The 20987-nt window shown below is 71.0% G+C and carries 20 protein-coding genes; 12 read left to right on the plus strand and 8 right to left on the minus strand.

Annotation, left to right across the window (positions count from 1 at the left end; all coding sequences use genetic code 11):
• Window positions 1-15 precede the first annotated feature (15 nt).
• From cysC to galT, 3 genes are all read left to right on the plus strand, one after another.
• Window positions 16-1545, plus strand: a complete 1530-nt coding sequence (cysC, locus tag ACZ31C_RS07650) for an adenylyl-sulfate kinase (RefSeq protein ID WP_465794624.1) — start codon at window positions 16-18, stop codon at window positions 1543-1545.
• A 93-nt stretch (window positions 1546-1638) separates the two neighbouring features.
• On the plus strand, window positions 1639-2427 hold the full coding sequence (locus ACZ31C_RS07655; protein WP_396752958.1) for a DeoR/GlpR family DNA-binding transcription regulator: 789 nt from the start codon (window positions 1639-1641) through the stop codon (window positions 2425-2427).
• Entirely contained in the window at window positions 2424-3500 is a 1077-nt protein-coding gene (gene galT, locus ACZ31C_RS07660; protein ID WP_465794625.1) for a galactose-1-phosphate uridylyltransferase, read from the plus strand. Before ACZ31C_RS07655 ends, galT begins: the two co-directional genes overlap by 4 nt.
• A gap of 363 nt (window positions 3501-3863) precedes the next feature.
• Here galT and ACZ31C_RS07665 read toward each other — a convergent pair whose 3' ends face one another.
• On the minus strand, window positions 3864-5081 hold the full coding sequence (locus ACZ31C_RS07665; protein ID WP_396752962.1) for an NADP-dependent isocitrate dehydrogenase: 1218 nt from the start codon (window positions 5079-5081) through the stop codon (window positions 3864-3866).
• Window positions 5082-5243: 162 nt separating this feature from the next.
• Entirely contained in the window at window positions 5244-5642 is a 399-nt protein-coding gene (locus ACZ31C_RS07670) for a VOC family protein (RefSeq protein ID WP_465794626.1), read from the minus strand.
• An 82-nt stretch (window positions 5643-5724) separates the two neighbouring features.
• Between ACZ31C_RS07670 and ACZ31C_RS07675 the strand changes: the two genes are divergently transcribed.
• Entirely contained in the window at window positions 5725-6492 is a 768-nt protein-coding gene (locus tag ACZ31C_RS07675; protein ID WP_465794627.1) for a TetR/AcrR family transcriptional regulator, read from the plus strand.
• A 120-nt stretch (window positions 6493-6612) separates the two neighbouring features.
• On the opposite strand, the gene ACZ31C_RS07680 is transcribed toward ACZ31C_RS07675, so the two are convergent.
• Window positions 6613-7563 (minus strand): malate dehydrogenase, encoded by a 951-nt coding sequence (locus tag ACZ31C_RS07680; RefSeq protein WP_465794628.1) that lies wholly within the window; start codon window positions 7561-7563, stop codon window positions 6613-6615.
• Window positions 7564-7662: 99 nt separating this feature from the next.
• Complete coding sequence (locus ACZ31C_RS07685; protein WP_396753077.1) at window positions 7663-8523, minus strand: bifunctional methylenetetrahydrofolate dehydrogenase/methenyltetrahydrofolate cyclohydrolase; 861 nt, start codon at window positions 8521-8523, stop codon at window positions 7663-7665.
• Between the two features lie 431 nt (window positions 8524-8954).
• Here ACZ31C_RS07685 and ACZ31C_RS07690 point away from each other — a divergent pair, with 431 nt between their 5' ends.
• The 5 genes from ACZ31C_RS07690 (at window position 8955) to ACZ31C_RS07710 (ending at window position 14784) form a co-directional block, all read left to right on the plus strand.
• Window positions 8955-10556, plus strand: coding sequence for a peptide ABC transporter substrate-binding protein (locus tag ACZ31C_RS07690; RefSeq protein ID WP_396753079.1), 1602 nt, complete (start codon window positions 8955-8957; stop codon window positions 10554-10556).
• Between the two features lie 77 nt (window positions 10557-10633).
• Window positions 10634-11572, plus strand: a complete 939-nt coding sequence (locus ACZ31C_RS07695; RefSeq protein WP_465794629.1) for an ABC transporter permease — start codon at window positions 10634-10636, stop codon at window positions 11570-11572.
• 206 nt (window positions 11573-11778) lie between these two features.
• On the plus strand, window positions 11779-12735 hold the full coding sequence (locus tag ACZ31C_RS07700) for an ABC transporter permease (protein ID WP_465794630.1): 957 nt from the start codon (window positions 11779-11781) through the stop codon (window positions 12733-12735).
• Between the two features lie 5 nt (window positions 12736-12740).
• A complete protein-coding gene (locus ACZ31C_RS07705; protein WP_465794631.1) occupies window positions 12741-13772 on the plus strand; it encodes an ABC transporter ATP-binding protein in 1032 nt (343 codons plus the stop codon).
• Window positions 13756-14784: an ABC transporter ATP-binding protein gene (locus tag ACZ31C_RS07710; protein WP_396741546.1), complete on the plus strand. Its 1029-nt coding sequence runs from the start codon at window positions 13756-13758 to the stop codon at window positions 14782-14784. The genes ACZ31C_RS07705 and ACZ31C_RS07710 overlap by 17 nt, the downstream gene beginning before the upstream one ends.
• Window positions 14785-14881: 97 nt before the next feature.
• On the opposite strand, the gene purH is transcribed toward ACZ31C_RS07710, so the two are convergent.
• Window positions 14882-16453 (minus strand): bifunctional phosphoribosylaminoimidazolecarboxamide formyltransferase/IMP cyclohydrolase, encoded by a 1572-nt coding sequence (gene purH / locus ACZ31C_RS07715; protein WP_465794632.1) that lies wholly within the window; start codon window positions 16451-16453, stop codon window positions 14882-14884.
• Window positions 16450-17061, minus strand: a complete 612-nt coding sequence (gene purN / locus ACZ31C_RS07720) for a phosphoribosylglycinamide formyltransferase (protein WP_350692723.1) — start codon at window positions 17059-17061, stop codon at window positions 16450-16452. The genes purH and purN overlap by 4 nt, the downstream gene beginning before the upstream one ends.
• Before the next feature lie 172 nt (window positions 17062-17233).
• On the opposite strand from purN, the gene ACZ31C_RS07725 reads away from it, so the two are divergent.
• The gene (locus tag ACZ31C_RS07725) at window positions 17234-17524 is read left to right on the plus strand and encodes a CD225/dispanin family protein (RefSeq protein ID WP_396690415.1); all 291 of its coding nucleotides are present in this window, start codon (window positions 17234-17236) and stop codon (window positions 17522-17524) included.
• 13 nt (window positions 17525-17537) lie between these two features.
• A complete protein-coding gene (locus tag ACZ31C_RS07730) occupies window positions 17538-18233 on the plus strand; it encodes a DUF4190 domain-containing protein (protein ID WP_465794633.1) in 696 nt (231 codons plus the stop codon).
• A gap of 111 nt (window positions 18234-18344) precedes the next feature.
• Here ACZ31C_RS07730 and ACZ31C_RS07735 read toward each other — a convergent pair whose 3' ends face one another.
• Window positions 18345-19637 carry a cell division protein PerM gene (locus ACZ31C_RS07735; protein WP_465794634.1) on the minus strand — a complete coding sequence of 431 codons (1293 nt, stop codon included), beginning with the start codon at window positions 19635-19637 and terminating at the stop codon, window positions 18345-18347.
• 157 nt (window positions 19638-19794) lie between these two features.
• Between ACZ31C_RS07735 and ACZ31C_RS07740 the strand changes: the two genes are divergently transcribed.
• Window positions 19795-20055, plus strand: a complete 261-nt coding sequence (locus tag ACZ31C_RS07740; protein ID WP_131056226.1) for a DUF4190 domain-containing protein — start codon at window positions 19795-19797, stop codon at window positions 20053-20055.
• Window positions 20056-20099: 44 nt separating this feature from the next.
• On the opposite strand, the gene sucD is transcribed toward ACZ31C_RS07740, so the two are convergent.
• Window positions 20100-20987 (minus strand): succinate--CoA ligase subunit alpha, encoded by an 888-nt coding sequence (gene sucD / locus ACZ31C_RS07745; protein WP_465794635.1) that lies wholly within the window; start codon window positions 20985-20987, stop codon window positions 20100-20102.

Raw genomic sequence — 20987 nt, forward strand, 5'->3', positions numbered from 1 at the left:
GGAGTTGGGGGTCTGATGAGCAACGGGTGGGTGCTGCCCGACGAGGTGCTGCGGGATGCACCGACGTACACGCCGCGTCCCGGCGAGCTCGCGGATCTGGAGCTGTTGCTCACCGGTGCGTACGCACCGCTGACCGGCTTCATGACCCGGGCCGACCTGGTCTCCGTCAGCCGCCGTGGTCGGCTGGTCGACGGCGCGCCGTGGCCGGTCGCGGTGACCCTCCAGGTGCCCACGACGCTGGCCCAGGGGCTCGACCTGCACGACCCGGACCGCCGCACGCTGGTGCTCACCGACGGCGAGGGAGCGCCGGTGGCGGCGCTGGAGGTGGCCGACGCCTGGCAGGTCCGTGACGGTGTGGCCGGGGTCGGCGGCGCTGTCCGCCAGCTCGGCGACGGCGGACACGGCCCGTTCCAACGGCTGCGTCGCCCGCCCGAGGAGATCCGGGCCATGCTGCCGCCCGGCCGGGTGCTCGGCGTGGTCGCCGACCGGCCGCTGCACCGGCCGCAACTCGCCCAGATCGCGCACGCCGTCCGCACGCTCAGCGCCCACCTTCTGATCATGATTCCGGTGGGCGAGGACGGCACCGGGGGCCTGTCGCCGGAGGCGCTGGTGCGCGGCGTCTTCGCCGCCCGCGACCGGATGCCGCCGGCCACCCTGGTCGCGGTGCCGTTCTCCCGGCGGCGGGACGAGATCAGCGACGCCCTGCTGCGGGCCCGGGTGTCCGCCGCGTACGGCGTCACCCACCTGCTCTCCACCGGTGAGATGCTCTCCGGCGCCGGGCTGCGGGTGCTGGTGCCCCGCGAACTCGCGTACGACAACCGGGACGGCCAGTGGCGCTGGCGCGAGGACATTCCGCCGCGCAACCGGCGGTTGGCGCTGACCCAGGCCGAGGTCGACGACCTGCTGGACCGGGGCTTCCCGCTGCCGGAGTGGCACACCCCGCCCGCGGTGGCGAAGGAGTTGACCCGGGCGCGGCCACCCCGGCGGCACCGGGGGCTGGTGGTCTTCCTCACCGGGCTCTCCGGCTCGGGCAAGTCGACGGTCGCCCGGGGGCTCGCCGACTCGCTGCGCGAGCAGGGCGAGCGTACGGTGACGCTGCTCGACGGCGACGTGGTGCGCCGCGAGCTGACCGCCGGACTGGGCTTCAGCAGGGCCGACCGGGACACGAACGTGCGCCGGATCGGCTGGGTGGCCGCCGAGATCGCCCGGCACCGGGGCATCGCCATCTGCTGCCCGATCGCCCCCTACGCCCAGGCTCGGGCGATCGCCCGGGAGATGGCCGTGGCGGCGGGCGCCGGTTTCGTCCTGGTGCACGTGGCCACGCCGTTGCAGGTGTGCGAGCAACGCGACCGCAAGGGCCTGTACGCGCGGGCGCGGGCCGGTCTGCTCACCGGCATGACCGGCATCGACGACCCGTACGAGGAGCCGACCGACGCCGACCTGGTCCTCGACACCACGGATGTCGCGGTGGACGAGGCGGTGCACGCGGTCCTGCACCAGCTCACCGAGACCGGCTGGGTGGAGCCGCCCCGAGCGGCGCTCTGACCCGGGGGATCATCCCTTCCGGCAGGTTGCCGATCCGCGCTATGTTTGCCCATGTTCGAAGATGTTCGTTGACGTGGGGCGCGGAGGGTGCCGATGCTCGCCCAACAACGCCAGGCGGCGATCCTGGACCGGGTCCGGGCGACCGGCGGGGTCCGCGTCGGTGAGCTGGCCATCGAGTTCGGTGTCTCCGACATGACCATCCGACGCGACCTGGACCTGCTGCACGAGCGCGGACTGCTGGCCAAGGTACACGGCGGCGCCACCGTCGCCGGCTCCACCGACGAGCCCGGCTTCCAGGCCAAGTCGGTGCGCCAGCAGGCCGAGAAGGCGGCCATCGCCACCCGTGCGGCACGGCTGGTGCATCCCGGCGCGGCGATCGCGCTCTCCGCCGGGACGACCACCGCCGAGCTGGCCCGACGGCTGGTCGACGTGCCGTCCCTGACCGTGGTGACCAACTCGCTGCCGGTCGCCGACATCCTGCACGACCAGGGCCGGGACGACCAGACGGTGGTGCTCACCGGCGGCGTGCGGACGCCCTCGGACGCGCTGGTCGGGCCGCTGGCCGTGGCGGCTGTCCGGTCCCTGCACCTGGACCTGCTCTTCCTCGGCGTCCACGGGGTCACCGACCGGGCCGGCTTCACCACACCGAACCTGCTGGAGGCGGAGACCAACCGAGCCCTGGTGGCCGCCGCCGACCGTCTCGTGGTGCTCGCCGACCACACCAAGTGGGGCACCGTCGGCCTCTCGGCCATCGCCCCGCTGTCGGACGCGCACGTGCTGGTCACCGACGACCAGCTGGCTCCGGAGGCCCGTCGGCTGCTCGCCGACCGGGTCGGTGAGCTGCTCGTGGTGTCGGCGACCGGTTCCGGAGGGCTGCGATGAGGCGTACCGCGATCAGCCTGGCCGACGGCCGCGAACTGATCTACTTCGACGAGCGGGACGACGCCGTCCGGGACCAGCCGGACCGGCGCGACCTGCCCCCTCCCCCACCCGCCTCCCAACTCCGCTACGACCCGCTCACCGACGAGTGGGTGGCGCTGGCGGTCCACCGGCAGACGCGGATCTTCCTTCCGTCGGCCGCCCAGTGCCCGCTCTGCCCCTCCACCGACGAGTGGTTCAGCGAGATCCCGGCGCCCGACTACGACGTGGCGGTCTTCGAGAACCGCTTCCCGGCGCTGAGCGGCAACGTGGTCGACGAGCCCACCGAGATGACGCCGTTCACGGCGGTCCGGCCGGGGCAGGGGCGTTGCGAGGTGGTCTGCTTCACCGACGACCATGACGGCTCCTTCGCCGGTCTGCCGCCGCGTCGGGTCCGCACCGTGCTCGACGCGTTGGCCGACCGGACCGCCGCGTTGGGCGAGTTGCCCGGCGTGGAGCAGGTCTTCTGCTTCGAGAACCGGGGGGTGGAGATCGGGGTGACCCTGCACCACCCGCACGGGCAGATCTATGCGTTCCCGTTCGTCACGCCGCGTACCCGGTCGCTGCTGGGCGCGGCGCGCCGGCACGCGGAGCGCACCGACGGCCGGAACCTCTACGCCGACGTGCTCGCCGCCGAACGTGCGGCCGGCGAGCGGGTGGTGGCCGGCAACGAGCACTGGACCGCGTACGTCCCGGCCGCCGCCCGCTGGCCGTTCGAGGTGCACCTCGCCCCGCACCGGCCGGTGCCCGACATCCCGGCGTTGAGCGAGGCCGAGCGGGACGCCTTCGGCCCGCTCTATCTGGACCTGCTGCGCCGCTTCGACGGCCTGTTCGACGCGCCGATGCCGTACATCGCCGCCTGGCACCAGGCACCGGTACGCGTCGACCGGGAGCTGGGCCACCTGCATCTGCAACTGTTCAGCGTGAGGCGGGCCGCGGACAAGCTGAAGTTCCTGGCCGGCACGGAGTCCGCGATGGGCGTGTTCAGCAACGACATCGCCCCGGAGCAGGCCGCCGCCCGGCTCCGCGCCGTCTGACCCGGCGCGGGGCCTCAGAAGCAGGGCGCGGGGGGCCCGGGACAGGGCCCCCCGCGGGGAAGGGACGGCTGGCTGTGGTGACAGCCGAGGAAGGCTGGCTGCTGGGCACGCGTGCCGCGCGGCGGCGACGGTCAACCTTCCAGGACGGGACTGGCATCTCGTCCACCCTGGTCAACGAGGCGCGCCGGATCGGGTGACGCGGGACGGCGTGTCCCCCGCGACGCGCCGGAGAGGACCACGAGCCCGCAGAGCACCACGAGCCGGCAGGAGACCGCGAACCCGCCGAGGAGCACGATCCCGCCGCAGCAGACCGCGAGCCCGCCGGCTTGTCGGCCGGCGGGCTCGCGGGATGCGGACGGGGACTCAGGCGGCCAGGCGGCGCGCCAGGTTCTCGTCGAGCGTGTTCATGAACTCGTCGGTGGTCTGCCACGGGGCGTCCCGCGAGATGAGCAGCGCCAGGTCCTTGGTCATCTGCCCGCTCTCGACGGTGGAGACGATGACCTGCTCCAGGGTGTTGGCGAACTCGGTGACCGCCGGGGTGCCGTCCAGCTTGCCCCGGTGGGCCAGGCCCCGGGTCCAGGCGTAGATCGAGGCGATCGGGTTGGTAGAGGTCTTCTCGCCCTTCTGCCACTGCCGGTAGTGCCGGGTGACGGTGCCGTGCGCGGCCTCGGCCTCGACGGTGCGACCGTCGGGCGAGAGCAGCACGGAGGTCATCAGACCGAGCGAGCCGAAGCCCTGCGCGACGGTGTCCGACTGCACGTCACCGTCGTAGTTCTTGCAGGCCCAGACGTAGCCGCCCTCCCACTTGAGCGCGGCGGCGACCATGTCGTCGATCAGCCGGTGCTCGTAGGTGAGGCCGGCGGCGTCGAACTCGGCCTTGAACTCGCTCTCGAACACCTCGGCGAAGATGTCCTTGAACCGGCCGTCGTACGCCTTGAGGATGGTGTTCTTGGTGGACATGTAGACCGGGTAGCCGCGGTCCAGGCCGTAGCGGAACGAGGCCCGCGCGAAGTCCCGGATCGAGTCGTCGTAGTTGTACATGCCCATGGCGATGCCGCCGCCCGGGAAGTTGGCGATCTCCATCTCCACCGGGTCCGACCCGTCGGCCGGGGTGTAGGTGATGGTGACCGTGCCCGGGCCGGGGACCACGAAGTCGGTGGCGCGGTACTGGTCGCCGTGGGCGTGCCGGCCGATGATGATCGGCTTGGTCCAGCCCGGGACGAGCCGAGGCACGTTCGACATGATGATCGGCTCGCGGAAGACGACGCCGCCGAGGATGTTGCGGATCGTGCCGTTCGGCGACCGCCACATCTTCTTCAGCCCGAACTCCTCCACCCGGGCCTCGTCCGGGGTGATCGTGGCGCACTTGACGCCGACGCCGTGCTCCTTGATGGCGTTCGCGGCGTCGACGGTCACCTGGTCGTCGGTGGCGTCACGGTGCTGGATCGACAGGTCGTAGTAGTGCAGGTCGACGTCGAGGTAGGGCAGGATCAGCTGCTCGCGGATCTGCTTCCAGATGATCCGGGTCATCTCGTCGCCGTCGAGCTCCACGACCGGGTTGTTTACCTTGATCTTCGCCATCGGCCGGCGCTCCTCTCGGGGGACACATGCTCAAGCAGTACGAGCGTACTGGATCGGCTGGGACGAGGAACGCCGCGCCCACCGGTCGGCCCGTCCGGCGGCCGGAGACGGCCACGGGCCCGGCGGGAGTTACCCCGCCAGGCCCGGCGCATGCGCGGTGGATCAGTCGGCCTGCCCGGTGCCGTGCAGCCACTGGACCACCTGCAGGATCACCCCGTTGGGGTCGGCGACCTGGAAGAAACGCTCTCCCCAGGGCTCGGTCTGCAGTTCGGTGACGATCGGCACACCGGCGGCCTGGAGGCGGGCGTACTCGGTGTCGATGTCGTCCACCACGAACACGACGAGCACGCCCTCGGCCCGCTGATCCTTCAGGCTCGCAGGCTGAAGGCTGGCCAGGCCCGTACGCAGGAAGATCAGGTTGAAGCCGACCCCGTCCCGGGCCAGCGAGACGAACCCGTCGGCCGACATCTCCTCCCGGAACCCGAAGTGCTGCTTGACGAACTCGGCCGACGTCGTCACGTCCTCGACGTTGAGCGAGATGGCCGAAGCGGTGATCTGCATGCGCTCTCCCACCTTGCGGAAATTTACTCCGTACATTGTACATCGTACTGCGTACAGAGATTTGGCCTGCAAAGATCGGAGGGTGCCCGACCATCACACCGGAGGCGGCGATCCCGCCCACACCCTGCGCCTGCTCTGGCGGCAGCCCGACGCCGACCCCCCGCGCCGCGGCCCCCGCCAGGGCCGTTCGTTGGACGAGATCGTGATGGCCGCCATCGCGCTGGCCGACGCCGAAGGGCTGGACGCGGTGACGATGCGGGCGCTCGCCCAGGCCGTCGGCGTGGCGCCGATGACCCTCTACACGTACGTGCCGGGCAAGGCCGAGCTGCTCGACCTGATGCTCGACGCGATCTACGCGGGCATGCCCCGGCCGGACCTCTCCGACCAGCCGTGGCGGGCGCGGGTGGCGGCGCTCGCGCAGGACAACCGGGACCTCTTCACCGCCCACCCCTGGGCCGCCGAGGTCGCCACCGGTCGCCCGCCGCTGGGGCCGGGCCTGATGGCCAAGTACGAGCACGAGCTGCGCGCCTTCGACGACACCGGCCTGGACGACGTGACCCGGGACGCCGCGTTGACCTTCGTCCTCGACTTCGTCCGGGCCGCGGCCCGCTCGGCGGCCGAGGCGCGCTCCGCCCGAGCGCAGACCGCCTGGACCGACGAGCAGTGGTGGACGGCGAACGCCCCCCTACTGGCCCAGGTCCTCGACGAGCAGCAATACCCCACCGCCGTACGCGTCGGCGCCGCCGCCGGCACCGCCCAGCACGCCGCCTACCACCCCGACCACGCCTACACGTTCGGCCTGACCCGCATCCTGGACGCCCTGACCACCCTCATCGACCAGTCAAGTTGATCAAGAAGTTTGCGTCTCCCGAAGAGCGATTCGGAGACGCAAACTTCTTGATCAACCTGGGGGTGGGGACAGCACAGCGCCCCACGACGCGGGGTCGTGGGGCGCTCGGCGACGCGTGGATCACATGTTGGCGACGTCGGCCTGCTTGGCGCGGACGGCCTCGGCGGCCTCCTTGAGGCTGGCCAGCTCGTCGGCGTCCAGGTCGGTCTCGACCACCCGCTTGACGCCCTCGGCACCGATCGCCGCCTCGACGCCCAGATAGACGCCGGAGATGCCGTACTCGCCGTCGACCCAGGCGCAGACCGGCATGACCTCGCCGGAGTCCTCGGCGACGGCCTTGGCCATCCGGGCGGCGGCGGCCGACGGGGCGTAGTACGCCGAACCGGTCTTGAGCAGGGCGACCACCTCGGCCCCACCGTTACGGGTGCGGACGACCAGGTCCTCGATCTGCTCGGCCGGCATCGCCTCGCGCAGCGGCTTGCCGTTCACGCTGCTCTGCGACGGCACCGGGACCATGGTGTCGCCGTGCGACCCCAGGGTCAGCGTCTTCACCGACTTCACCGGCACCTGCAACGCCTCGGCGACGAAGTTGGTGAACCGGGCGGTGTCCAGCATGCCGGCCTGGCCGAGCACCCGGTTACGCGGGAACTGGGTGGCGATCTGGGCCAGCGCGGTCATCTCGTCCAGCGGGTTGGAGACCACGATGACGACGGCGTTCGGGGCGTACTTGGCGACGTTCTCGGCGACCTGACGCACGATCTTGGCGTTGGTCTCCAGCAGGTCCATCCGGCTCATGCCCGGCTTACGCGGCAGGCCGGCGGTGATGACGACGACATCGGAGCCCTCGATGCCCTCGTAGCCCTCGCCGTTGCGGCCGGTGGTGACGCCGACGACCTTGGTCTCGAAACCCTCGACCGCACGGGACTGGTTGAGGTCGAGGGCGATGCCCGCGGGCTTGCCTTCGATGATGTCGGTGATGACGACGGTGTCGAAGACGTCGTACTCGGCCAGGCGCTGCGCGGTGGTGGAGCCGTAGAATCCGGCGCCGACGACAGTGACCTTCTTACCCATGGTCGTCCCACTCCCTGCTACCAGTCGGTTTTCCGGACGGTATCAGCCATCCTGGCACCGAGCAGGCCAGGGGCGGACGGTTATGGGCCTTCCGTCACCTCAGCCGCGTTCGGCCCGCTCGACCACGTTGGTCAGCAGCATGGCCCGGGTCATCGGACCGACCCCGCCGGGCATCGGCACCACCTTGCCGGCCACCTCGAAGACCTCCGGGTCCACGTCGCCGGTGTAGCGACCCTTGCCGTCCGAGCCGATCACCCGGGTGATGCCGACGTCGACCACCACCGCGCCCGGGGTGATCATCTCGGCCGTCAGCAGGCCGGGTACGCCGGCCGCGACGATGACGATGTCGGCGGCGCGGGTGTGCGCGGCCAGGTCGAGGGTGCCGGTGTGGCAGAGCGTCACGGTGGCGTTCTCGCTGCGCCGGGTCAACAGCAGCCCGAGCGGACGACCGACGGTGTTACCGCGTCCCACCACCGCGACGTTGGCGCCGCGCAGCGGCACCTCGTGCCGACGGAGCAGTTCCACGATGCCGCGCGGGGTGCAGGGCAGCGGCGCGTCGTAGCCGAGCACCAGCCGGCCCAGGTTGACCGGGTGCAGGCCGTCGGCGTCCTTCTCCGGGTCGATCAGTTCGAGCACCCGCTGGGTGTCCAGGTGTGCCGGCAGCGGCAGTTGGACGATGTAACCGTGGCACGCCGGGTCGGCGTTCAGCTCGGCCACCGCCCGGTCGACCTGCTCCTGGGTGGCGTCGGCCGGCAACTCCCGCCGGAGCGAGGCGATGCCCACCTCGGCGCAGTCGCGGTGCTTGCCGTTGACGTACGCCTGGGAACCGGGGTCGCTACCGACCAGCACCGTGCCCAGTCCCGGCACGGTTCCCCGTTCCGCCAGGGCCTTGACCCGCGCCCGCAGCTCGTCCTTGATCTCCGCCGCGGTCGCCTTGCCGTCCAGAAGCGTCGCCGTCACGATCTGATCGTCTCACGCCCGCCACCGTCGCCTCCCCCGACCTGGCGGGCCCGCGACACCGACCACGAAACTACTTTCCGTCAGGTGTCGTTCCTCACTTTGAGTCACTGCTTGTGTCGCCGAGCACTCCGACTCCGGACAGCCGGGCACGAAGGACCACGTATCCGACGATCGTGCCGCCCGACCCCGAGAAGGCACCGGCCGCGTGCCGCACCTCCCAACCCCCCGAATACCTGCACGTCATCGACGCTTTGGGCGTTTCGGCGTAGCACGCCGACCGGGCCCCGCCAACCTGTAGGGCCTCGTTCTGTTACCCCTTCGAGACCACTACGTTGCCGCGTCTCGGCGCACGACCTACCGTTGCCGAGCGTTGCGCAGAGTTACCCCCAATCCGGGCTTGATAGCGCAGCGTAATGAGACGAGGAGGCTCAATGCGCGTTCGTAGGCTCGCCGCCTGGACCGCCCTCCCGCTCGCGGTGACCCTGGGCCTGGTGGCCTGCGGCTCGGGCGGCGACGGTTCCGGTGAGAGCGACCCCAACGCGGCCGTGCGAATCGAGATCGCCGAGCCGCAGCACCTGGTGCCGACCAACACCAACGAGACGAGCGGTTCCCAGGTGCTCGCCGCCCTGTTCAGCCCGCTGGTCGACTACGACGAGGCCCACAAGCCGTACGAGGTCGCGGCCGAGTCGATCACGTCCGAGGACAACACCACCTGGACGATCACGCTGAAGGACGGCTACACGTTCCACAACGGCGAGGACGTCACCGCCGACAACTACATCGACGCCTGGAACTACGGCGCGTACGCCCCGAACGGGCAGAACTCCAGCTACTTCTTCGAGAAGATCGCCGGGTACGACGACCTCCAGGGCGAGAACCCGAAGGCCACCACGCTCAGCGGGCTCAAGAAGGTCGACGACGACACCTTCACCGTCACGTTGTCCCAGCCGTACAGCGAGTTCACCGCGATGCTCGGCTACACCGCCTTCTATCCGCTGCCGCAGGCCGCGTTCTCCGCGCCCGGCGAGCTGGCCGAGGGGTACGAGCAGGCACCGATCGGCCAGGGTCCGTTCAAGATGAAGGGCACCTGGCAGCACGACGCCAAGGTCGAGGTCGAGCGGTACGACGCCTTCCCGGGCGAGCAGCCGAAGGTGGCCGGCGTCGAGTTCCGGATCTACCAGCAGCTGACCGCCGCGTACGCGGACGTGTTGTCGGACAACCTCGACGTGATCAAGACGATCCCGACCGAGAACCTGTCGACCGCCGCCACCGACCTGGGTGACCGGTTCCAGCAGAGTCCCGCCTCGTCGCTGCACTTCCTGGCCTTCCCCACCTTCCAGGACGAGTTCAGCAACCCGGACGTTCGCAAGGCCATCTCGATGGCGATCGACCGCGAGGAGATCACCCGGTCGATCTTCAAGGACTCGCAGCAGCCGGCCCGTTCGTTCGTCTCGCCGGTGGTCGCCGGCTACCGGGAGAACACTGTCGGCGCACCGGGCGAGTTCGACCCGGCCAGGGCCAAGGCGTTGTACCAGGCCGCGGGCGGCCCGTCGAAGATCACCCTGTCGTACAACGGCGACGGTGGGCACAAGGACTGGATCGACGCCACCTGCAACCAGCTCAAGGCCAACCTGGGCGTGGACTGCGTCGGCAACGCCGAGCCGAAGTTCGCCGACCTGTTGACCAAGGTCAAGGCCAAGCAGCCGGTCGGCCTGTTCCGGATGGGCTGGATCATGGACTTCCCGTCCATGGAGAACTACCTGGGCCCGCTGTACAGCTCGAACGGTTCGTCGAACTACTACGGCTACAGCAACCCGGAGTTCGACGAGCTGCTCGCCGAGGGCGCCAGCGCCCCCAGCGAGGAGGAAGCGATCAAGAAGTACCAGGCAGCCGAGGACCTGCTGGCCGAGGACCTGCCGGTGGTACCGCTGCGCTTCGGCCAGAACAACTTCGGTCACTCGACCAAGGTGAAGAACGTCGAGATGGACCTCTTCGACCGGGTCGATCTGATCCAGATCGAGGCCGTCAAGTAACACGACCACGGTGGCGGGTCGGGTCGAGGTGACCCGACCCGCCACGTGGTTCGCCCTTTTTGGGGAGACTGCCTAGTATGTTCCGCTTCATCGTGCGGCGCCTGCTTCAGATGGTCCTGGCCTTCTTCGGCACCACGCTGATCGTCTACGCGCTGATGTTCGCCGGCCAGGGCGACCCGATCCAGGCGCTCGCCGGTGAACGTCCGGTCACCGAGGCGCAGCGGGCCTACCTCACCGAGAAGTACCACCTCGACGCGACCGGCGTCGGCGGCTTCTTCTACCGCTACGTCGACTACCTCTCCAACCTGCTCCGCGGCGACCTCGGCGAATCCCTCACCGGACGGTCGATCGGCGACATCCTCGCCACCGCCTGGCCGGTCACCATCAAACTGGCGCTGATCGCCATCGCGGTCGCCGTGATCTTCGGGGTCACCGCAGGCGTCCTCGCCGGCATCCGCCGGGCCAGCATCTTCGACAACGCCACCCTGCTGCTGACGCTGCTGGTGCTCGGCATCCCGACCATCGTGCTCGCGCCGCTCGCGCAGTACTTCCTGGGTGTCAGGTGGCAGGTCTTCCCGCCCACCGCCGGTGCCGAGCCCGACTTCCGCTCCCTGCTGCTGCCCGGGATCGTGCTCGGCTCGCTCTCGCTGGCCACCGCGCTGCGGCTGACCCGTACCTCGGTGGCCGAGAACCTGCGCGCCGACTACGTGCGTACCGCCCGCTCCAAGGGCCTGCCGAACCGGCGGGTGGTCAGCGTGCACGTCCTGCGCAACTCGCTCATCCCGGTGATCACCTTCCTCGGCGTCGAGGTGGGCAACCTGATGAGCGGCGCGATCATCACCGAGGGCGTGTTCAACATCCCCGGCGTCGGCTTCAACCTGTTCCGCGGCATCCGCACCGAGGACGGCCCGCTGGTGGTGGGCATCGTCAGCGTGCTCGTCGTGGTCTACCTGGTCTCCAACCTGGTGGTGGACGTCCTGTACGCCGTCCTGGACCCGAGGATCCGCTATGAGTGAGCGCAGCGCACGAATCGGTCAACGCAGCGGAAATGCCGAAACCGAGCGCAGCGAGGGGGCGGCATGAGTGAGCGCCAGCGAACGAATCGGTCAACGCAGCGGAAATGCCGGCACCGAGCGCAGCGAGGGGCTGGCATGAGTGAGCGCCAGCGAACGAATCATCAGCTCAGCGGAAATGCCGGCACCGAGCGCAGCGAGGGGCTGGCATGAGTGACTTCGAGACCGTTGCGGCGTCGGAGAACCAGGCCGCGCGACGCGGGCCGTCGGGTGAACCGGGCGCGCCCGACCAGGTCGGCCGGCCCCGCAAGCCGCGCAGCCTCGCCGGGGACGCCTGGCGCGACCTGCGCCGCAAGCCGATCTTCTGGATCAGCCTGGCGCTGGTGCTGCTGGTGGCCGCGATGGCCGCCGTGCCCGGGCTGTTCACCAGCAACGATCCGGGCGACTGCGTGTTGTCCCGGCAGCACGCCGCCCCGTCCGGCGGGGCGATCTTCGGATACGACTTCCAGGGCTGCGACACGTACGCCCGCGCGGTCTACGGCGCCCGGGCGTCCCTGCTGGTCGGCGCCCTCTCCGCACTGATCACCGGGGTGATCGCGCTGGTCGTCGGGATGCTCGCCGGCTACTTCGGCGGCTGGGTCGACGCGGTGCTGAGCCGGGTGATCGACATCGTGCTCGGCATCCCGCTGCTGCTGGCCGCGATCGTGCTGCTCAAGCGGGTCGCCAGCGACAGCGCCACGGTACGCGTCGGTGCCGTCATCTTCGTGCTCGCGGTGCTCGGCTGGACCACCGCCGCCCGGGTGGTCCGCTCCTCGGTGATCACCGCGCGGGAGCAGGACTACGTCGCCGCCGCCCGGATGCTGGGTGCCGGCAACGGCCGGATCATGTGGCGGCACATCCTGCCGAACGCGCTCGCCCCGGCGATCGTGGTGCTGACCATCGCGCTCGGTTCGTTCATCGCCGCCGAGGCGACGCTCTCCTTCCTCGGCATCGGCCTGAAGGAGCCGACCATCTCCTGGGGCATCGACATCAACAACGGTCGGGTGCACATGCGCGAGTCGGCGACGCCGCTCGTCGTCCCGTCGACGTTCCTGGCCCTGACCGTGTTGGCGTTCATCATGCTCGGCGACGCCATCCGCGACGCGTTCGACCCGAAGCTGCGGTGACCGACATGACCACGACACCACCGACCCCGGCCACCCCCACCCCGCCCGGCGGCCACCTGCTCCAGGTACGGGACCTGCACATCGAGTTCCGTACCGGCGAGGGTGTGGCCAAGGTGATCAACGGGGTCGGCTACCACCTGGACCCGGGCGAGACGCTGGCGGTGCTGGGCGAGTCCGGCTCCGGCAAGTCCGTCACCGCACAGGCCGTGATGGGCATCCTGGACAGCCCACCGGCGCACGTCACGTCCGGGCAGATCCTCTATCAGGGGCGCGACCTGCTCGCCCTGCCCGAGGAGCAACGCCGGCAGGTCCGGGGCAAGGAGATCGCGATGATCTTCCAGGACGCCCTCTCCGCGTTGAACCCGGTCTTCCCGGTCGGCTGGCAGATCGGCGAGACACTGCGCCAGCGGCTCGGCATGTCCCGCGCCGACGCCCGTCGCCGTGCCGTGGAGTTGATGGACCTGGTGCAGATCCCGGCCGCCGGCGCACGTCTCGGCGACTACCCGCACCAGTTCTCCGGCGGTATGCGCCAACGCGTGATGATCGCGATGGCGCTGGCCATGGAACCCAAGGTGCTCATCGCCGACGAACCGACCACCGCGCTCGACGTCACCGTGCAGGCACAGATCATGGACCTCCTCGCCGACCTGCGGCGGGACCTCGACATGGCGATGATCCTGATCACCCACGACCTGGGCGTGGTCGCCGACGTGGCGGACCGGATCGCCGTCATGTACGCGGGCCGCATCGTCGAGCACGCCGACGTACGTTCGCTGTACCGGGCGCCCGCGCACCCGTACACCAAGGGACTGCTGGCGTCGATTCCGCGCCTGGACCAGCGCGGCGGGCCGCTCTCCACCATCCGGGGCCTGCCGCCGAACCTGATGCGCATCCCCAGCGGCTGCCCGTTCCATCCCCGATGCCCGTACGCGCAGCAGGTCTGTGTCGACGAGGTACCGCACGACCTGGTCCTCGGCGATGGCCGGACCAGCGCGTGCCACTTCGCGCAGGAGGTACGTGATGACCGCGCCGGCTGAGCCCACCACGGTGACCGGCGAGACGATCCTCGACGTCGACCACGTGGTCAAGCACTTCCCGATCACGCAGGGGGTGTTGTTCCAGAAGAAGGTCGGCGCGGTGAAGGCCGTCGACGGGGTGAGCTTTCAGCTCCGCCGGGGCGAGACGCTGGGCATCGTCGGCGAGTCCGGCTGCGGCAAGTCCACCCTGGCCCGGCTGCTGATGCGGCTGGAGCGGCCGACCGCCGGCCGGGCCACCCTGGCCGGGCAGGACCTCTTCGCCGCCTCCGGAGCCCGGTTGCGCCGCATCCGCCGGAACATGCAGATGGTCATGCAGGACCCGTACACCTCGCTGAACCCGCGAATGACCGTCGGCGACATCATCGGCGAGCCGTTCGAGATCCATCCCGAGGCGGCCCCGAAGGGCAGTCGCGAGCGGCGGGTGCAGGAGTTGCTCGACGTGGTCGGGCTGAACCCGGAACACGTCAACCGCTACCCGCACCAGTTCTCCGGTGGCCAGCGGCAGCGCATCGGCATCGCCCGGGCACTCGCGCTGCGTCCCGAGGTGATCGTCTGCGACGAACCGGTCTCCGCGTTGGACGTCTCCATCCAGGCCCAGGTGATCAACCTGTTGGAGCAGCTCCAGGACGAGTTCGGGCTGTCGTACATCTTCATCGCGCACGACCTGTCCGTAGTGCGGCACATCTCGGACCGGATCGCGGTGATGTACCTGGGCCGGATTGTGGAGATCGGCACCGAGGACGAGATCTACCAGCGCGCCACCCACCCGTACACGCAGGCGCTGCTCTCGGCCGCGCCGGTGCCGGACCCGGACGCCCGGGAGCGCCGGACGGTGATCCGGTTGCGCGGTGACGTGCCGAGCCCGGCCGACCCGCCGAGCGGCTGCCACTTCCGGACCCGGTGCTGGAAGGCGCAGGAGATCTGCGCCGTCGAGGATCCGCAGGCGGTGCCGCGGGCCGCCGACCCGCACCCGTCCGCCTGTCACTTTGCCGAGCTGCGCCCATCGGTGTAAGGAGGGGTCCCCTGCTAACGCCTGGTGTATAGCAGGGGACCCTTCCTAACATCACAGCCGCAAGCGCACACGGCGCCGCCGGTCGCGCGGCGGCGGGTCAGTGGAAGAAGTGCCGGGTGCCGGTCAGGTACATGGTGACGCCGGCCTGCTTGCAGGCGGCGATCACCTCCTCGTCCCGGATCGAGCCGCCCGGCTGCACGATCGCCCGGATCCCGGCGTCGATCAGGATCTGCGGGCCGTCGGCGAACGGGAAGAACGCGTCCGAGGCCGCCACCGCGCCCCGCGCCCGGTCCGCACCGGCCCGGCTGACCGCCAGTCGCGCCGAGTCGACCCGGTTGACCTGGCCCATCCCGACGCCGACCGTGGCCCCGTCCTGCGCCAGCAGGATCGCGTTGCTCTTCACCGCGCGCACCGCCCGCCAGGCGAAGGCCAGGTCGGCCAGGGTCGCCTCGTCGGCCGCCTCGCCGGTGGCCAGCCGCCAGGTCGCCGGGGCGTCGCCCTCGGCGTCGATCGCGTCGCGTTCCTGCACCAGGACACCGCCGGTGATCTGCCGCCACTCGGTCGACAGCGGGCGGAACTCCGGTGCCCGCAGCAGCCGGATGTTCTTCTTGGCCTGGAGCACCTCGGCGGCCCCCGGCTCGTACCCGGGTGCCACCACGACCTCGGTGAAGATCTCGGCGATCTGCCCGGCCAGCTCGACCGAGACCGGCCGGTTCACCGCGATGACGCCACCGAAGGCGGAGACCGGGTCGCAGGCGTGCGCCTTGCGGTGCGCCTCGGCCACGTCCGCGCCGACCGCGATGCCGCACGGGTTGGCGTGCTTGATCACGGCCACCGCCGGCTGGTCGGCGAAGTCGTTCGCGGCCCGCCAGGCGGCGTCGGCGTCGACGTAGTTGTTGTAGGACATCTCCTTGCCGTGCAGCTGCTCGGCCTGGGCCAACCCGGGCGGGCTCGCCGGGTCCGCGTAGACCGCCGCGCCCTGGTGCGGGTTCTCGCCGTACCGCAGCACCGCCTGCCGCCGCAGCGCCAGCCCGGCGAACTCCGCTCCGCCTTCCTCCGCCGGGGCCAGGGACGTGGCGAACCAGTCGGCGACCGCCACGTCGTACTCGGCGATGTCGGCGAAGGCGCGGGCGGCCAGCGCCCGCCGCTGCGCCAGGGTGAAGCCACCGCCGTCGAGCGCGGCCAGCAGCAGCGGGTACGCGGCCGGGTCGGTCACCACGGCCACCGAGGCGTGGTTCTTGGCGGCGGCGCGCACCATCGCCGGACCACCGATGTCGATCTGCTCGACGCACTCGTCCTGGCTCGCGCCGGAGGCGACGGTCTGCTGGAACGGGTACAGGTTGGACACCAGCAAATCGATCCCGGCGATGCCGTGCTCGTCGAGCTGGGCGACGTGGGTGTCCTTGCGCAGGTCGGCGAGGAGTCCACCGTGGATCTTCGGGTGCAGGGTCTTCACCCGGCCGTCGAGGATCTCCGGGAAGCCGGTCACCTGCTCCACGGCGGTCACCGGCACACCGGCACCGGCGATCGTCGACGCGGTGCTCCCGGTGGAGACGATCTCCACCCCGGCGGCGTGCAACGCCCGGGCCAGGTCGACCAGACCGCTCTTGTCGTAGACGCTGACCAGTGCCCGCCGGATCGGGCGGCGCCCGTCCTCGATGGAACTCACGGAACTGTGACCTTTCTCCCGGTGATCGTCCAACCCTCGCGGACCAGCCGGCCCACCTGCTCGACGAGTTGCTGCCGCTCGGCTTCCTTGATGCGCTCGGTGAGCGTGTCCACGTCGTCGTCCTCGTGCACCGGCACCGCCACCTGCGCCACGATCGGGCCGGTGTCCATCCCGGCGTCGACGAAGAAGAGCGTCGCCCCGGTGACCTTCACCCCGTAGGCGAGCGCGTCCCGGGGGCCGTGGATGCCGGGGAACGCCGGCAGGAGCGTGTTGTGGGTGTTCAGGTAGCGGTCGCCGAAGGCGGCGAGGAACCGCGTGCCGACCAGCTTCAGGAACCCGGCGGAGACGACCAGGTCGGGCCGGTGCTCGGCGACCCGTTCGGTGAGCGCCGCATCCCACTCCTCGCGGGACGGGTGGTCCTTGACCCGCGCCACGAAGGTCGGCACCCCTGCGGCGGCGGCCCGGTCCAGCCCGGCGATGCCGTCGCGGTCCGCGCCCACCGCGACCACCCGGGCCCCGTACGCCGGGTCGGCGGTCGCATCCAGCAGCGCCTGCAGGTTGCTGCCGGAGCCGGAGACGAGGACGACGATGCGGGCGGGCTCGGTCACCGGCACACCCTATCCGGCGGCGGATCGGCGCTGGTCCGGTGCCCACCCGGTGGGCCGCCGACCCTTCACCGACCACCGAAGTCGCACAGACCGGGTACGCTGCCGGTCGCTTGGGACCGGCGCATGTCCGGCCCGCACCCATCAGCGACACGTACGTGAGGAGCTCGTCACCATGCAGCCCGGATACCCCTCCCAGCCGCCCCAGCAGGTCGACAACAACATGACGATGTCGATCGTCGCCATCTTCCTCTTCTGGCCGCTGGCGATCCCTGCCATCATCAACGCCTCGAAGGTCAACCAGCTGCTCCAGCAGGGTGACTACGCCGGTGCCCAGGCCGCGTCCGCCGAGTCGAAGAAGTGGTCCAAGTGGGCCATCATCGTCGGTGTCGCGTGGCTCGCGATCGTGCTGCTCTGCTGCCTGGGCGGTGGCGTCCTCGGTTCGCTCAGCGGCTCGAACGTCTGAGTTACGGAACCACATGCAACCCGGTAACCCCGGTCAGGACCCGTACGGCCAGCAACAGCCGTACGGGGACCCGACAGCTCCACCTCCGCACAACCCGTACGCGCCGCCGCCGGCCAATCCCTACGCACCGCCGCCGGCCAACCCGTACGCCACACCTGAACCGCACACGCCTGCGGTCGACCCGTACCAGCAGGCCGACCCGTATCAGCAGGCCGACCCGTACGGTCAGCAGCCGCCCGCCTCGGGGCAGCCCTACGACCCGTACGGCCAGCAGCCGCCCACCTCCGGGCAGCCGTACGACCCGTACTCGGCCCCGCCCGCCGGAGCGCCGGCGTACGGTCAGCCGCCGACGTCGGGGCACCCCTACGGTGGCCAGCCCTACCATGACCCGTACGCCCCGCAGCCGTACGGCGGTGCGCCGATGTACCCGCACGCGGGCTTCGCCGGCTCGGGGGGACAGCAGAACACCCTCGGCCTGGTATCGATGATCCTCGGCATCGCATCGATTCCGCTGGTCTGCTGCTATCTCGGCATCCCGCTGGGGTTGGCCGCGGCCATCACCGGTTGGATGGGCAAGCAGAAGGCCGATCAGGGCCTGGCGAGCAACTCCGGGCAGGCTCTCGCCGGCCTGATCTGTGGTGGCATCGGGCTTCTGCTGGGCGTGCTCCAGATCGTAATGATCTTGATCAGCTTTGTGACCCGTGGCTAGAGACAACGACAAAGCTGGTCGAGGGGCGCTCCGCACTGCCAGAGCGCCCCTCGCCCGTTTCTGGCCCTCCCACAGCGGTGACGGTCTCCGCCGTGACGGTCGGCCCAGCGGTCAGCTCGGGTGACGGGTGAGCCAGCGGGTGGCCGCCGCGCCGAGCACCGCCCCGCCGCCCGTGATCAGCGCCGCGGCCAGCGCCACCTGCCAACCGACCGGGCCGACCTCGGCCAGCCGCCCGGCACCGAGCGGCCCGCCGGAGACCTCGGCGAGCACCCCGAGAAGCGCCCCGGCCACCGGGCCGACGAGTACCGCCGGCACCAGCAGCCGCCGCCAGCGCAGCGGTGCGCGGTCGGCCCCGGCGGACCGGATCAACCGGCGGGCCAGTAGCCAACCGGCGCCCATGCCCACCAGGACCGGCATCGCGAGAATCACGATCGAGCCGAGCCCGTCGACCGGCCCGCTCGGCAGTCCGGCGAACAACGGCAGCGCCGGTAGCGCGCCGACGGACACCTCGCTGGTGCGGACCGCCGTGTCGGTGCCGACGGCGAAGCCGGGCCCGAGCAGGTAGCTGGTGGACCAGAGGGTGGCGTTCGGCGCGTACGCCAGGCTGACCAGGGTGATGCCCGCCTGCCCGGCCACGCCGGTGCGGTAGGCGCCGATCAGGTCGGCCGCGTCGCCCCCGCCGGTCGCCACGGCCAGTCCCGCCCCGGCCGCCCCCGCGCCGAGCAGCACCAGTGCGGCCACCAGGCCGGCCCGGGCCCCTTCGCGCACCGGCGTCGGCACCTGCCCGGCGAGCACGTCGGCCAGCTCGGTGGTCCGGACCGCGCCGAGACCGGCGGCGAGCGTGCCGAGCACGGCGAGCGTCACTGCGGCCCGCGACCACGACACACCGGTGTCGCCGGTGCCCACGAGCAGCGCGGCGAGCAGCCCGATCAGGCCGTACCCGACTCCGACCGCCGCCGCGACGGCCAGCGTGCGTCCCGGTGACCGGCTGCCGCGCGCGCCGACCGCGCGACTGGCGTGCACGCCGGCCCGGGTGAGCCGCCAGATCGCCAGCACGGTGACCGCGAGCGGGGCCAGGCCCAGGGGGCCGGCGGCGGTGTCCAGGGGTACGCCGTGCCCGAGCAGCCATCCGGCCGCCCCCGCGCGGATCGCGCCCAGCAGGGTGGCGGCACCCTCGCTGAGCTGGAACAACCAGAGCGCGAACGCCACCGGCAGCCAGGAGGTGAGCGCGGCCCCACCGGCGGCCACCAGCGCGGCGACCGCGAGGGGCGGGTGACGGCGACCGCCGGGTGTGCCCCGTTGCACCGGTACCCGGCGGGGCGGGCCGGCGCGACCGGGTGGCCGGGCACCGACTCCGCGGGCGTCGGTGGCCCGGCGCGGCTGGTCAGGGGTGACGGAGGACATCGTCTCTACTCTGGCATGCCGGGGCCGCCTCGGCTGTCCGACACCACCCCGTCCGGAGGTGAGTTCGCCCGATCCGCCGTGCCGGCAAGGGGCTCCGGTCTAGCCTCGGCTCAGAGCCGTGGCTGACGTCGCGGCAGTTAGTGTCCGGAGGGAAGCCGTGAACGCTCCGTATCCACCGCCCCCGCCGCCACCGGCGGGCCGGGACCGCACCACCCTGTGGGGCGTGCTGGGCATCGTGACCGGGGTGCTCTGTTGCGGCATCCTCGGCATCGTCTTCGGTTGGCTGTCGATCCGCGACGCGCGCCGCTACCGGCAGTCCCCGGTGCTGGGCTACGTCTCGATCGGTCTGGGTGTGGTCAACATCGTGGTCAGCCTGATCCTGTCCGCCACGGGCAACTACCCGTACTGGAACCGCTGAGGGGCCGACCTTCCGGTCGGCCCCTCGAAGACTGTCGTACCGGCTCAGCCGGCGGACATGATTTCGCGCATCAGCTTGGCGGTCTCGGTCGGGGTCTTGCCGACCTTGACGCCGACCGCCTCCAGCGCGGCCTTCTTCGCGTCGGCGGTACCCGCCGAACCCGAGATGATCGCACCGGCGTGCCCCATGGTCTTGCCGGGCGGGGCGGTGAAGCCGGCGATGTAGCCGACCACCGGCTTGGTGACGTTGGCCTTGATGTACTCGGCCGCCCGCTCCTCGGCGTCGCCGCCGATCTCACCGATCATCACGATGGCATCGGTGTCCGGGTCGGCCTCGAACGCGGCCAGCGCGTCGATGTGCGTGGTGCCGATGATCGGGTCACCACCGATGCCGACGCAGGTCGAGAAGCCGATGTCCCGCAGCTCGTACATCATCTGGTAGGTCAGCGTGCCGCTCTTGCTGACCAGGCCGATGCGGCCGCTGCCGGTGATGTCGGCCGGGATGATGCCGGCGTTGGAGGCACCCGGCGAGGCGATGCCGGGGCAGTTCGGCCCGACGATCCGGGTCCGCTCGCCCTTGCCCGTGTTGTACGCCCAGAAGACGGCGGTGTCGTGCACCGGCACACCCTCGGTGATCACCACGGCCAGCGGGATCTCGGCGTCGATCGCCTCGATGACCGCGCCCTTGGTGAACTGCGGGGGCACGAAGATGACGGTGACGTCGGCACCGGTGTCCTTCATCGCGTCCGCGACGCTGGCGAAGACCGGCAGCTCGGTGCCGTCGAAGTCGACGGTGGTGCCCGCCTTGCGCGGGTTCACGCCGCCGACGACGTTGGTGCCGGCCGCGAGCATCCGCCGGGTGTGCTTGGAACCCTCGGAACCGGTCATCCCCTGGACGATGACCTTCGAGTCCTTGGTCAGCCAGATAGCCAT

This window comes from Micromonospora sp. NPDC023869 (assembly GCF_055559695.1).

What these genes read in the sequence shown, in the direction of transcription:
- cysC (WP_465794624.1), top strand. Translation starts at nt 16, where the DNA reads ATGAGCAACGGGTGGGTGCTGCCCGACGAGGTGCTGCGGGATGCACCG.
- ACZ31C_RS07655 (WP_396752958.1), top strand. Translation starts at nt 1,639, where the DNA reads ATGCTCGCCCAACAACGCCAGGCGGCGATCCTGGACCGGGTCCGGGCG.
- galT (WP_465794625.1), top strand. Translation starts at nt 2,424, where the DNA reads ATGAGGCGTACCGCGATCAGCCTGGCCGACGGCCGCGAACTGATCTAC.
- ACZ31C_RS07665 (WP_396752962.1), bottom strand. Translation starts at nt 5,081, where the DNA reads ATGGCGAAGATCAAGGTAAACAACCCGGTCGTGGAGCTCGACGGCGAC.
- ACZ31C_RS07670 (WP_465794626.1), bottom strand. Translation starts at nt 5,642, where the DNA reads ATGCAGATCACCGCTTCGGCCATCTCGCTCAACGTCGAGGACGTGACG.
- ACZ31C_RS07680 (WP_465794628.1), bottom strand. Translation starts at nt 7,563, where the DNA reads ATGGGTAAGAAGGTCACTGTCGTCGGCGCCGGATTCTACGGCTCCACC.
- ACZ31C_RS07690 (WP_396753079.1), top strand. Translation starts at nt 8,955, where the DNA reads ATGCGCGTTCGTAGGCTCGCCGCCTGGACCGCCCTCCCGCTCGCGGTG.
- ACZ31C_RS07695 (WP_465794629.1), top strand. Translation starts at nt 10,634, where the DNA reads ATGTTCCGCTTCATCGTGCGGCGCCTGCTTCAGATGGTCCTGGCCTTC.
- ACZ31C_RS07700 (WP_465794630.1), top strand. Translation starts at nt 11,779, where the DNA reads ATGAGTGACTTCGAGACCGTTGCGGCGTCGGAGAACCAGGCCGCGCGA.
- ACZ31C_RS07705 (WP_465794631.1), top strand. Translation starts at nt 12,741, where the DNA reads ATGACCACGACACCACCGACCCCGGCCACCCCCACCCCGCCCGGCGGC.
- ACZ31C_RS07710 (WP_396741546.1), top strand. Translation starts at nt 13,756, where the DNA reads ATGACCGCGCCGGCTGAGCCCACCACGGTGACCGGCGAGACGATCCTC.
- ACZ31C_RS07725 (WP_396690415.1), top strand. Translation starts at nt 17,234, where the DNA reads ATGCAGCCCGGATACCCCTCCCAGCCGCCCCAGCAGGTCGACAACAAC.
- ACZ31C_RS07730 (WP_465794633.1), top strand. Translation starts at nt 17,538, where the DNA reads ATGCAACCCGGTAACCCCGGTCAGGACCCGTACGGCCAGCAACAGCCG.
- ACZ31C_RS07735 (WP_465794634.1), bottom strand. Translation starts at nt 19,637, where the DNA reads ATGTCCTCCGTCACCCCTGACCAGCCGCGCCGGGCCACCGACGCCCGC.
- sucD (WP_465794635.1), bottom strand. Translation starts at nt 20,987, where the DNA reads ATGGCTATCTGGCTGACCAAGGACTCGAAGGTCATCGTCCAGGGGATG.